Source organism: uncultured Psychrobacter sp., assembly GCF_947495825.1.
Lineage (GTDB): Bacteria > Pseudomonadota > Gammaproteobacteria > Pseudomonadales > Moraxellaceae > Psychrobacter.
In genome coordinates this window covers 563,502-576,640 of record NZ_CANMAH010000001.1, presented here as the reverse complement: position 1 = coordinate 576,640, position 13,139 = coordinate 563,502, and the positions used below count along the sequence as shown (strand labels likewise).

Below are 13,139 nucleotides of genomic sequence, written 5' to 3'. Positions count from 1 at the left end.
CCTATGACTACTACCAATCAATCATTGTTTGAGCGTCGTAAAGCTGTGTTGCCAAAAGGGCTTGGTATTGCGTTTCCTGTTTTTGCAGAAAAAGCAAAAAATTCTGAAGTTTGGGACGTTGAAGGTAATCGTTATATCGACTTTGTAGGCGGTATCTCAGTACTCAATACTGGTCACAGCCATCCAAAAATTACCCAGCGTGTCCATGAGCAACTAGACAAGTTTACGCATACAGCCGCGCAGATAATGAACTACGAGTGTTATGTTGATCTTGCCGAAAAGCTATGTGAGAAGGCGCCTATCAGCGGTGATAAAAAGGCCTTGTTTTTAACCACTGGTGCAGAAGCGGTCGAAAACTGCGTCAAGATTGCTCGTTCCAAAACAGGACGCCCAGGTATCATCTCTTTTGTCGGTGGCTGGCATGGCCGCACATCCATGTGTATGAGCTTGACGGGTAAAGTCCTACCATACAAAAAGAGCTTTGGCCCGATGCCAGGCCCTGTTTTTCATGCGTTATTTCCAGCAGAAGAGCTGAACGTCACCGAAGCACAAGCGCTGCATAGCCTTGAGATGATTTTCCAAGCGGATATCGATCCTAGCGAAGTGGCAGCGATGATTATCGAGCCAGTACAAGGCGAGGGCGGTTTTCACCAAGTGACGCCATCGTTTGCCAAAGCACTGCGCGAGATTTGTGATGAGCATGGCATTGTTCTTATCTTTGATGAAGTACAGTGCGGTTTTGCGCGCACGGGCACTTTATTCGCATGCGAGCAGCTAGGTGTCGAGCCTGACTTGATGACTAGCGCGAAGAGCTTAGCCGGTGGCTATCCTATCTCTGCTGTGATTGGCCGTGCCGATATCATGGATGCGCCTCAAGTAGGCGGCTTGGGCGGTACGTATTCTGGTAACCCGCTTGCTTGCGTGGCTGCTTTGGCAGTGATAGAGGTCATCGAAGAAGAAAATCTACTTGAGCGTAGTGTTGAGATTGGCGATAAAATCGCAAATTTCCTAAAAGACTTGAATCTAAGCAGTATCGGTCATATCCGCTATAAAGGCGCGATGCTAGCGTTTGAACTGATTGATAGTGATGGCAAGCCTGATACGGATGCAACAGCTAACCTAAAAGCAAAAGCTTTTGAACAAGGACTACTATTAGCGTCTTGTGGTATGCATGGTAACGCCATTCGTATCATGGTACCGCTAACTGTCGAAGATGAGGTACTACAAGAAGGTCTTGATATTATCAAAGGTATCTTAACCGCTTAATTACTATACAGTTTTAGCGACTTTGTGCTAAAACATATCGTAACGACTGTATCGTTTTTAACTAAATTTTTAGTTTGGTTAAAAGGTAAGGTATAGATATAAAAGCAGGGACGCTTTTGGAGTATTAATTCTGAATATAAGCTCTATAACGGCGTCTTGTAAATCAAGACGCCGTTGTTGTTTTTGTCAGTTTATATTTTAAGTTACAGTAATGAGAAGCCATTGCTTGCGCTAATACCAAACAAGTAATGTGAGTATTAGGGTCTAAGCGGTAGGTTTTAGATATCAAATCAAGCCAGCTTAACCGTAAAAGGTTGACACGGATGATACACGGACAAGGAGCAAGTTATGTCTGCAATGAAAAAATCGTTAGGGGTAGTCGATATTATCGCCTTAGCATTCGGTGCTATGGTAGGTTGGGGCTGGGTCGTTTTGGCTAGTGGCTGGGTCGTCTCAGCAGGGACGTGGGGCGCTATCACCGCGTTCTTAGTCGGTGGACTTGCGGTCGTTATGATCGGTGTGACCTATGCTGAGCTGACCTCGTCTATGCCGATTACAGGGGGTGAGCACACTTATACTCATCGCGCATTGGGGGTCAATGTCTCCTTTATATGCTCTTGGAGTATGCTCTTTGGTTATTTATCGGTTGTGGCTTTTGAAGCCGTTGCTCTACCTACCGTAGTAGAGTATTTGATACCGAATTATAATCAAGGGTATCTATGGAATGTAGCAGGTTGGGATGTCTATGCGACATGGGCAGGCGTCGGTATGGCAGGCTCTATCTTAGTGACTTGGCTGAACACTCGTGGTATGGAAGTCAGTGCTTGGTTTCAAAAAACCGCAGTGGCTGGTATTTTAATCGTTGGTGTTCTATTGTTTATAGGGGCACTGCTCTTTAATCCTGAAACGACAAACACTGAGTTGTCGCCTGCGTTCATTGGTGGTATTGGCGGTATTATGGCCGTTATCGTCATGGTTCCCTTTATGTTTGTGGGTTTTGATGTTATCCCGCAGGCAGCAGAAGAGATGAACTTAACCCGTCCAAATATCGGTAAATTTTTAATTGTCTCGTTAATTGTCGCGGTAGTTTGGTACATCGCTGTCATTTGGAGTGTAGGCGTGACGCTACCGTTGGCGCTAGCTGAAACCTCCTCTTTAGGTACTGCTGATGCAATGGAAACCGCATGGCAGGGTAAATGGGCAGGTGTCTTACTGGTCATCGGTGGTGTACTCGGTATCATGTCAAGCTGGAATGCCTTCTTAATTGGTGGTAGCCGTCTACTTTATGCGATGTCTAAAGCTCACATGTTGCCAGCTTTTTTAGGTAAATTACATCCTAAACATAAGACGCCGATTAATGCAATTTTACTTATCGGTGGCCTTGCGACGCTTGCGCCATTATTTGGTCGTAAAATGCTAGTGTGGATCGTCACAGCGGGTGGTTTTGGCGTCGTTATTGCTTATACTTTGGTAGCAGTATCATTTTTAGTATTGCGTTATCGCGAGCCTGATATGGTACGTCCGTTTAAGATTCCAGCAGGCAAAGTTGTTGGTATGATTACCATTATTCTCAGTCTTGGCTTGTTTGTATTATATCTACCCGGTATGCCATCGGCACTCTCTGGAATTGAATGGTCGATATTTCTTGGTTGGACCATATTGGGTATCATCTTCTTTGCTTATGAGTCGATGAAAAATCCAGGTAAAAGCAAAGTGGTCATGGCAGAGGAGCTAGAAGAGTTAAAGGTTGTCAATCAGCAATGGTTACAAGACAATCCTTACAAAAAATAAATTCGTTATAGTCCTAATCACAAAAAAGCCTAACATCAAATGTTAGGCTTTTTGTTTGTATAAAGAATGACTTTATTAATTACGATTTATCACGAATCAATTTGTAGTTCAAAAACTCAGTGATACCAAGGGTACCAAGCTCACGACCAAACCCTGAGCGTTTAACACCGCCAAATGGGGTATTGGCTTCAGAGCCAGACGGTGAATTAATCGTCACCATACCCACTTCTAACTCCTCAGCAATCTGTGCTGCTAAAGCTGAATCTTGGGTCTGGATTGAGGCGCCAAGACCAAACGGAACATCATTGGCAATTTTGATAGCATGAGCGATATCACGAGCCTTATAGATGACCGCGACAGGACCAAATAGCTCCTCGCGATAGACATCCATTGAATCATCAACGTCTGTCAGTACCGCCGGGGCGAACCACGCGCCAGGCTTGTCTTTAACCATGCCACCCTCAACAAGTACGGTTGCGCCCGCTTCAATAGCACTGTCTAACTGCGCTTGTAGATTCTCCGCTGCACTCTTCGATGACATCGGTCCAATAAAAGTCTTTTCATTGTGGGGATCCGCTAGGCTCATTCCACGTACCGCATCGGTAAAGCCTTTGACAAACTGATCGTATACGCTATCGACGATGATTAAGCGTTTGGCCGCATTACAAGCTTGTCCGGTGTTGCCAAAACGTCCTTCGATAGCGCCTTGAACGGCTTGCTCAATATCAGCATCTGCTGCAACAATAAAGGCATCAGAACCACCAAGCTCTAATACAACTTTTTTGAGCGCGCCGCCCGCTATTTTTGCAACCGCTTGTCCTGCGCGCTCAGAGCCTGTTAATGAGACACCTTGTACTCTACTGTCTTCGATAATAGTCGCAGCTTGCTCATTGGTAGCAAAGACATTGTTATACACGCCATCAGGCAGGCCTGCATCTTTTAAGATATCGACAATGACTTCTGCGGTATTGGGGCACTGAGGTGCATGCTTTAAAATAATGGTATTGCCTGCCATTACATTTGGCGCAACAAAACGTGCGACCTGATAATGTGGGTAGTTCCACGGCATAATGCCAAACAATGCACCAACTGGCAACTTCTCTACGGACGCTGAACCTTGGTCAACATCGATCGTATTTGGTGCCAATAGCTGCTCAGCATTGTCTGCATAGTAGCGATAAATCTCAGCAACTAAGCCAATCTCACCTTTGGCCTGCCCAACAGGTTTACCCATCTCGTTTGCAACGATACGGGCCAGCTCATCTTGACGATCAATATAAATGTCAGCGACTTTATTTAGTATCGCACTACGCTCGCTAAGAGATGTTTTTTGCCAATCTTGATAAGCGTTGTCTGCTTGCGCGATAGCGTGCTGAATATCTTGCTCAGTTGCTGTCGGGTAGGTGGCTTCAATTTCGCCAGTTGCAGGGTTGCTCACTTGATAGTCGCTCATAAATATTCCTTTGATTAAAATCCATTTTGGTTATCATTTAAACATTTTACGTTTATAGTATTTCTATAAAGTTTGTAAGTGTTTCTATAAATGGTAAAGCTTATTACAGTAAAATACTAAATCGTATGAATAGCTAACATCTCTAGCAAATTTACTGTCGTTTGAGTGTTATTGCTTAGTAGCGGGTTGCTGCTGGGTAATACAATGAATGTTACCGCCCCCAAAAACAATCTCTTTTGTCCTTACTCCCACTACTTGATGATGAGGGAAGACTTTTTCAAGCTGTGCAATGGCTAAACTGTCGTTGATATCATCATATTGCGGGACGATGATAGCCTCATTGCAGATTAAAAAGTTGGCATACGAGGCAATACAGACATCACCTGTATGACGCGCTTTAGCATCATCAGACTGTACTATGTCATAGTTCTTGGGCAAAGTAACTGGCTTTTGGGTACAGCAAAGCTTATGGACTTTCAAACGTCTGCCTTTAGCATCTGTCATGTTTGAGAGTTGTTCATAGGCTTTTTGAGTGGCCTCAAAAAACGGATGTTTAGGGTCATCGGTAAATAAGCAAACCACCTCACCAGGGCGTGCAAAACAAGCGATGTCGTCAATATGGCCTGTGGTTTCTTCAGGATCGATACCGTCATCAATCCATAGTACCTTTTGGGCATTAAGATAAGATTTTAGCTTGTCCTCAATTTGAGACTCGCTAAGATGCGGATTACGTCCAGGACTGAGCAGACACATACGTGTGGTTAATACCGTGCCTTCACCATCAACATGAAACGCGCCGCCTTCCATCACAAAGTTTTCGGTACGGTAGCGTTTAATGTCTAAATAATCACATAGACGCGCTGCTAACTTATCATCGTCATCCCAAGGTGCATAAAGGCCATCGTAGTCTCCGCCCCACGCATTAAACGTCCAATCACAGCCGCGTAGCTCACCTACATCATTGATTAAAAATGTCGGTACGATGTCCCGCGCCCACGCATCATTGCTCGGCATGGAGATGACGTCAATATCAGCTGGCAAACTATCACGGCAAGCTTGGTAGTCATCAGGGTTGACTAAAACTGCAACCTTACAATAGGGCTTAATAGCCATTGCTACCGCTTTGTAAGCTGCTTTGGCAGGGACCGCCTTTTGACGCCAGTTGTCTTCTCGATAAGGCCAGATCATCCACACTTTTTGTAAGGGCTCAAACTCGGCTGGCATATAAAAACCGTCGTCTATTGGAGTTGAGTCTTGAATGAGTTCAGACATATAAGTCACCTTGTTAGCAGTAATCTTTTAAGAAACAATTTTTGTATGACCTATCTCAGTCACAGTTTGACATTACGTGCAGCTTAGCCATGAGTAAGTAAAGTGCCATACATAGAAGGACGACGATCACGGAAAACGCCCCATTCTTGACGTTCACGAGCAAGTTTGTCTAAGTCAAAAGTGGCACTGAGGACTTCATTTTTATCTGCCGATGCTTCTTGGATTATCTCGCCTCGGCCATCAGTGATGAATGAGCCACCATAAAACGACATAACGCTATCAACGCCTTTTTGTGTGACGGTCTCAGAGCCAATACGATTAGACGCCACCACTGGCATTAGATTGGCTGCTGCATGTCCTTGCATACAGCGCTGCCAATGCCCCTTTGATTCGATATCTAGTGTTGGCTCATCACCAATAGCAGTTGGGTAAAATAATATTTCAGCACCCATCAATGCCATGCTACGCGCGCACTCAGGGAACCATTGATCCCAGCAAATTCCGACCCCAATTTTGGCGTACTTGGTTTGCCACACCTTAAAGCCAGTATCGCCTGGGGTAAAATAAAACTTTTCAGCATAAGGAATGCCATCTGGTATATGCGTCTTACGATAAGTGCCAAGTATCTCGCCATCGGCATCGATTATGGTGATACTATTAAAAAACGTATTGCCTGACTTTTCATAAAAGCTAATCGGTAAAACTACTTCTAGCTCTTTGGCCAATTTTTTGAAATGGGTAATGGCCGTATTCTCTGCAACGGAGGTAGCAAGTTTAAAATAATCGAAGTCATGAACTTGGCAGAAGTAGGGCGTTTCAAACAATTCTTGCAGTAAGATAATATTGGCTCCATCCTTTGCCGCTTTGGTAACCAAGTCGGTCGCAGTATCAATATTTTGTTGTTTATCCCAACCACAAGCCATTTGGGTGGTAGCTACGGTTACATTACGCATAATCTAATTCCTTTTATCTATTGACGAATAACTAAGGTCGGACAAAAAACCCTATTAAAGAGTCGCTAGTGGACAACTACCAGTCGGTAATTGCCCACAGTCTAACGGTTCGGTAATAACGCTACGCTAAATCTAAGCCATCATAAACCCTAAGCCTAAAAAAGTCATGACAGATAGTACAGCACCAAACAGTGCGTAAGGGAACTGTGTAAAAGCATGCTGCATGGGTGAACAGCCAGCGCCTTGCGCGGCTAATAGTGATGAATCACTAAAGAAACAAGCATGGCTACCAAACGAAGAGGCAGATAACAAGGCACCAATCATAAGTGGCGTACTAACCCCTAGCGCCATAGAGATTGGGAAGACAATCGGCATCGCTAAGACATATAGACCCCAGCTCGATGACGTTGCAAATGTTAAGAAGGCCATAACGGCAAAAATGACAGCAGGGAAGATGATAACGGTCATATACGGCGTGATAGATTCGATAACATACATAGTCATCCCAAGCTCATCATTGATTGCTTTTAGAAAAAAGCCACCAATCACAGTTGAGAGTGGATATAACATGACTTTAAAGCCTTTAAAGATCGCTTCAACTTGGGTCTCAAAACTCAAAATACCTTGCATCCAATATATCAGAACCGTCACAAAACACGTCAATAACGCGCCTCTTAATAAATCAATTTCAAAGTAGATGGTTGAGACGATCAATAAGATCATAGGAAAAGCAAAGTTTAAGATATTGGCTTTAAATGACAACTTGCGTTTGGCTTTGACGTTTGAGATTAATTGCTCTTCTACAAAGGCTTCAGGGACAGGGTTGCCAGCTTGGGCACGTTTCTCAGCCTTTTTCATTGGACCCCAGTTGCCAAATACACCAGTTGCAACTAAGAATACAATAAGCAGGGCAAACCAAGCATATGCCATATAAGGAATAGCACTGATATAAAGCCCTAAACCAGCGCCATCTCCTGCGACGTTATTTTCTTCTAACAAACCTGCAAAATATACAGCCCAAGTAGAAATAGGAACAATCACACACATGGGCGCCGCTGTAGAGTCAACGATATAAGCCAGTTTTTCACGTGATACGCCATAAGCATCTGTTAGTTTTTTGACAGAAGTTGATACGGCCAGACAGTTTAGATAGTCATCAATAAAAACCACAATACCCAAAGCAAAAGTAGCCAAAAGTGACTGCCGGCGCGACTTGATAATTTTTTGTAGCCATTCACTAAAACCATCGAGACAGCCACTGATCTCGAGCAGTTGAATAAGACCACCCATAAGACCACAGACCAAAACGATCCAGATAATCGTCTCATTACCCAAAACCATAGAGATATTGTCGGCAAAAGGTGAGACCAGATCGAAAGGATTGAGCATCACTAGACCAGCGACGCAGCCTGCTATCATCGATTCAAACGGACGTCTTGAGATAACCGCAGTGATGAGAACTAGTAGCGTTGGTAACAGTGATAATGCACCCCAAGATTCCGATGCATCTCGGGTGCTTGAAAGCCAAACAAAGGCAAGGTAGATGGCTATGCCCGCTACTACCGTTAAAAACACTCGTTTGTTATGAAACAGTCCTTCAACAGCATCATCGAACTTCATATTCATAGTTACACTCCTTGTAAAACCTCATTTTTTATAGAACATAATGTGCTCTATAACTCATCTTAATAGCAGTCATGAATTAACTGGCTATTGAGCCCATCACAACACTCCTTTGCTATGATGGTGTAATGTAACAACGATCCTCAGAAAAATTAAAAAACTAAACTATTATCTATCAATTTATTTTATTGGTCTACATGCCAGTACGATCTTTTAAGGCATACCACCATGAACCCATCATAGAATAAGGTACTCTTAATGCACGGCCGCCTGGGAAAGGTATCCATGGTATCTTAGTAAAAGTATCAAACTCTGCAGTCTTACCATTGATAGCATCGGCGAGTATCTGTCCAAATAGGTGCGAACCTGTCACGCCATGACCACTATAGCCGTGCGCGAAAAACACGCGATCATGTAACTTACCTAACTGCGGTACACGAGAAAAAGACAAGGCAAAGTTGCCACTCCACGCGTAGTCTATTTTGACATCGCGTAATTCTGGAAATATCTTGTTCATATTGGGTCTGATTTTGGCTGTAATGTCAGACGGGTCTTGACCACCATAGACTGTACCACCACCGAATAACATACGTTTGTCAGCAGAAAGACGGTAGTAATCAAGAATATAGCGCACATCTTCAACGCAGACATCGGTTGGAAGCAGTTGATCTGCCAAATCACCCAAAGGTTCGGTCGCGATGATTTGTGTTGATACTGGCATCACGCGGTCAGTCAGTTCTGGAATGACTTTATTTAAATAAGCATTGCCGCAAATAACAGCCTGCTTACAAGTAACTGTGCCAAATTCGGTAATGATTTTGATAGAGTCATCAGAGTATTCAATATCGACGACTAACGTATTTTCATAAATGATACCGCCGCCTTGTTCGACAGCAACCGCTTCACCGAGTGCTAGATTCAACGGATGAAAGTGCCCTCCTGAGTGGTCAATGACGCCGCCTACATAGGCATCTGTTTTTATGTGCTCTTGAATGCCAGACTTGTCTAACATTTCTCGATCATGCATGCCGTGGCTCTCCCACAGTGCATGTGTTTCTTGCAAGTCTCTTAGCTGTCCATTGTTTAGAGCTGCAAAGATGTTTTTCTCTTTTAAATCACAGTCAATGTTGTAGTCAGCGATAAAACGACGAATGATTTTGCCACCGCGAGTCACAAGCTTACCGACGAAGTCTGCGTTTTGTTGGCCATAAGATTTTTTGATCTTTTGTAGGCTGGCGTTGAGACCGTTGACGATCTGACCGCCGTTACGTCCTGACGCACCCCAGCCAATCTGAGCGCCTTCAAGAACGACGACTTCATGATCGGTCTCGATTAAATGTAGTGCGGCTGATAAACCACTATAACCACCGCCAACCACACAAATCTCTGTTTGAATGTCATCCTTTAGAGTCGGTCTGTCAGGCTTAGGATTACGGCTGGCAGCGTAATAGCTATCAGGATATTGCCCTTTGTCTGAATAATGCGGAATATTGCGTTTGTTATTGGACGGCTTATTTGGCTGAGTGTTTTGATCCATAGACGGTGTAGTATTGCTATTTGACATATTAGACATCCTGTAAATAGGTGAGGTATTCAAGGTTAGTAACTTGCTGAGCAAAGCGCTTGGCTTCTTGTTTTTTGACAGCGATCAACAGCTCAATCATCTCGCTTGGAAATAATGAGTCAATCAAATCACTACTTTCAAACTTACGAATGGCTGATAACCAATCCAAGGGCAAAGTTTTAAGCTCAGTATCGTCATAAGTAATACTGTTGATGGGTTCTGGGACTTCAAGCTTGTTTTCGATGCCATATAGCATGCCTGCTAGGACTGCACTACAGACCAAATATGGGTTGGCATCTGCACCAGATACACGATGCTCAATTCGGCGTGCTTTAGAATCGCCGCCTGGGATACGCACAGCTGCCGTACGGTTCTCGTACCCCCATGAGATGTTGTTTGGCGCAAGTGTACCTGGAGTGAACCTCCGATAAGAGTTGACATGCGGTGCAAATAATATGGTGCAATCTGACATGGTTTTTAACAGACCGGCTACCGCATGACGTAGCATATCTGATCCAGCTTCTGAGTCATCATCAAAGACATTATTGCCATCTTTATCAAGCAGACTACAGTGGACATGAAAGCCGTTGCCTGATTGTAAGCCAAAAGGCTTCGCCATAAATGTGGCGGTTAGTTTACGACGGGCAGCGACAGCTTTGACAACCTGTTTAAACAAGATAGCATCGTCTGCAGCTTTTAATGGATCATCGACGTGTAATAGATTAATTTCAAATTGCCCACAACCATTCTCAGCCAGCGCTGCATCAACTGGAATATCGAGTTTTTTACACTGAGCATATATTTCATCTAAGAAATCATCGAATTGTAATAAATCATTGATACTTAAAATCGAGGTTTTATTCAGGCGCAGCCCGCTCTTTGGGCGAATAGGTGGTTTTGGGGTTTCTCCTTCTGTGTAATCAAGCAGATAAAACTCAAGCTCAGTTGCCATGACTGGTGTCAAGCCCAGTGCCTTAAATTTTTTACTGATGTAGTCCAATACATGTCGAGCATCACCATAATATGGCTCGTTGTCTTCGGTATAGAGCCAAACAGGTAGTAATGAAGATGGTGCGTTGGTATTGATAAGTGGATAGGCAGCTCGTCCAGTTGGGCGGGCAATAGCATCGATGTCTCCATTTGATTGCGAGGATTCAATGACATCAGCGCCCCAAATGTCGACGCCTAAGATTGACAACGGCAAACGGATACTACCGTTCTGAGCTTTTTCCATTTGGTTAAAAGGGATACGCTTACCACGAAGCAAACCATTAATATCACCTGCAGCCACATAGACATATTCAGTGTTGTTTGCAGATTCGACCATTCCATTGGTTGTCGTCATGTCTCTAATTCCTATTCATTTTCAAGATTTTTTGGGGTGTTGCTATTAAGTCTTTAATAGCTGTCATGTATAACTTTTTTATAAAAGTCATAAAAGATTTCAAATAAAACAGTGACTACAAGTGATGCTATGGATAAAAATTGCTGACTTTCTATAAGTGCCTAATAGGCACGTTTTGTCAGTTTTTATCAATAATATTAATAACTTAACTTCTATCTATATCACTCTTCATCAATGTATTTAATGTATAGAATGTGTCTTTTGTTTTACTGATATCCTCCAATATATGATTGAAATTTATATATGTCAATTTTTATTTAAAACTATTCATAAGGAACTTATTATATTCATTATTATTCTTCAAGATTAATAATGAAGTTTATAGTTTACATTTTGCGAGAGAGTATGTTAAATTTTAATCCATTATAAGTTCATCCAATCTGGGTTTTTAGATTCAGATGTTACATTCAAGGAAGATTGTCATGCATACTTTTAGACCTGTTATCGCTATTGTTTCTTGTTACAAGATGGTTGATGGTCAGCCGTCACAGTCGGTTTATCAAAAATATATCGATGCTGTGAATTTTTATGGCGGCAATCCTATATTGCTACCAAACACAGCTGCTGAGAGTGCAAACTTCGATGGATTATTAGAAATTTTTGATGGTATTTTATTGACGGGTAGCTACAGTAACGTTGCGCCAACCCGTTATGGCGCAACGCATCTTGAAGAAAAACAAGATTTGGGTCGTGATGATCTGAGCTTTAAGTTACTGGCTCATGCAGATAAGACAGGTACGCCTTTATTAGCGGTATGCCGTGGTCTACAAGAGATGAATGTTCATTTTGAGGGTACGCTACATCCGGACTGGCGCGAAGTGGAAGGGTTTTATGAGCAGCATCTAGAAGACAGTACGGCGCCTCTTGAGGTGCAGTATCAGCCTGTACACGATGTTTTAATTCAACCAGAAGGAAGGTTGGCGGAGTTTGGTAAAGAATGGCATGTCAACTCCTTGCACAAACAAGCCATCGATAAAGTGGGAGAGCGCTTATTTGTGGAAGCTTTAGCACCTGATGGTTTAGTAGAAGCAATAAGCTTAGTACAACATCCTTTTATGATTGGTGTACAATGGCATCCTGAGTTAAATTATGCGCAAGATAACTTGTCCAAATTTTTGTTCACGGAATTTATTCAACATGCCAGCAAAAAACTCTCTAGATAATGTTTCAGATAAAACCAACTTAGATGATACAGTCGTCTCCGAAAAACCTCAGACAGCCAGTGAAGCGGATGAACGACCAGAAGAAGATATTGGTAAAAAAATCAATCAACTGCGCCTTGCTAAAGGTTATTCACAGCGTAAACTTGCAAGGCTTGCAGGACTGACCAATACCTCGATCAGCGCCATTGAGCGCAATAAGGTGAGTCCAGCCGTCAATACACTAAAAGCGATCTTATCAGTGCTAGGCTCTGATTTGACGACTTTTTTTAGTGACGAGTGGAAAGAACCTAAAGCAAGAGTAGTAGTGACTCCCAAAGACTTGATTGAGCTTAGTGAACCGAATAGCAGAGTGTCGCTTAAACAGGTATATAACTGCAGCACAACAAAAAATTTGGGTTTTTTGATTGAGACTTATCAGCCCAACAGCTCAACAGAAGAAAAAATCGCTCATGAAGGAGAAGAGATTGGTACGGTCATCGAAGGCAAGATTCTTATTCGCATCGAGGAGACCACGTACTTGCTAAATAAAGGAGACAGTTATGTGATTGATACCATGAAGCCGCATACCTTTATTAATCCTAGTGATACGGTGACTCATATAGTAAGTGCGCATACGCCAACGACTTATTAGGCAAAACGATTAAATAAG

10 protein-coding genes are annotated in these 13,139 nt (G+C 43.0%); 4 read left to right on the top strand and 6 right to left on the bottom strand.

The features are described from left to right. The first annotated feature begins 3 nt into the window (after positions 1-3). Both gabT and Q0895_RS02340 read left to right on the top strand, forming a co-directional pair. Positions 4-1,266, top strand: coding sequence for a 4-aminobutyrate--2-oxoglutarate transaminase (gene gabT / locus Q0895_RS02345; RefSeq protein WP_058369700.1), 1,263 nt, complete (start codon positions 4-6; stop codon positions 1,264-1,266). Positions 1,267-1,614: 348 nt separating this feature from the next. After that, positions 1,615-3,057 carry an APC family permease gene (locus tag Q0895_RS02340; protein WP_299185202.1) on the top strand — a complete coding sequence of 481 codons (1,443 nt, stop codon included), beginning with the start codon at positions 1,615-1,617 and terminating at the stop codon, positions 3,055-3,057. A 79-nt stretch (positions 3,058-3,136) separates the two neighbouring features. Here Q0895_RS02340 and Q0895_RS02335 read toward each other — a convergent pair whose 3' ends face one another. The 6 genes from Q0895_RS02335 to Q0895_RS02310 all read right to left on the bottom strand — a co-directional run bounded on the left by Q0895_RS02335 (position 3,137) and on the right by Q0895_RS02310 (position 11,267). Further along, entirely contained in the window at positions 3,137-4,510 is a 1,374-nt protein-coding gene (locus Q0895_RS02335; protein WP_299185200.1) for an NAD-dependent succinate-semialdehyde dehydrogenase, read from the bottom strand. 168 nt (positions 4,511-4,678) lie between these two features. Continuing rightward, positions 4,679-5,782: an agmatine deiminase gene (gene aguA / locus Q0895_RS02330; RefSeq protein ID WP_299185198.1), complete on the bottom strand. Its 1,104-nt coding sequence runs from the start codon at positions 5,780-5,782 to the stop codon at positions 4,679-4,681. Positions 5,783-5,865: 83 nt separating this feature from the next. Then, positions 5,866-6,738 (bottom strand): N-carbamoylputrescine amidase, encoded by an 873-nt coding sequence (aguB, locus tag Q0895_RS02325; RefSeq protein ID WP_299185349.1) that lies wholly within the window; start codon positions 6,736-6,738, stop codon positions 5,866-5,868. 129 nt (positions 6,739-6,867) lie between these two features. Beyond that, positions 6,868-8,361, bottom strand: a complete 1,494-nt coding sequence (locus tag Q0895_RS02320; protein WP_299185196.1) for a Na+/H+ antiporter NhaC family protein — start codon at positions 8,359-8,361, stop codon at positions 6,868-6,870. Between the two features lie 190 nt (positions 8,362-8,551). Beyond that, a complete protein-coding gene (locus tag Q0895_RS02315; protein WP_299185194.1) occupies positions 8,552-9,922 on the bottom strand; it encodes an FAD-binding oxidoreductase in 1,371 nt (456 codons plus the stop codon). Position 9,923: 1 nt separating this feature from the next. Beyond that, positions 9,924-11,267 (bottom strand): glutamine synthetase family protein, encoded by a 1,344-nt coding sequence (locus Q0895_RS02310; RefSeq protein ID WP_299185193.1) that lies wholly within the window; start codon positions 11,265-11,267, stop codon positions 9,924-9,926. Between the two features lie 482 nt (positions 11,268-11,749). Between Q0895_RS02310 and Q0895_RS02305 the strand changes: the two genes are divergently transcribed. Together Q0895_RS02305 and Q0895_RS02300 are read left to right on the top strand one after the other, a co-directional pair. Continuing rightward, positions 11,750-12,490, top strand: coding sequence for a gamma-glutamyl-gamma-aminobutyrate hydrolase family protein (locus Q0895_RS02305; protein ID WP_299185192.1), 741 nt, complete (start codon positions 11,750-11,752; stop codon positions 12,488-12,490). Beyond that, positions 12,465-13,121, top strand: a complete 657-nt coding sequence (locus tag Q0895_RS02300) for a cupin domain-containing protein (RefSeq protein WP_299185191.1) — start codon at positions 12,465-12,467, stop codon at positions 13,119-13,121. The genes Q0895_RS02305 and Q0895_RS02300 overlap by 26 nt, the downstream gene beginning before the upstream one ends. Positions 13,122-13,139 lie beyond the last annotated feature (18 nt).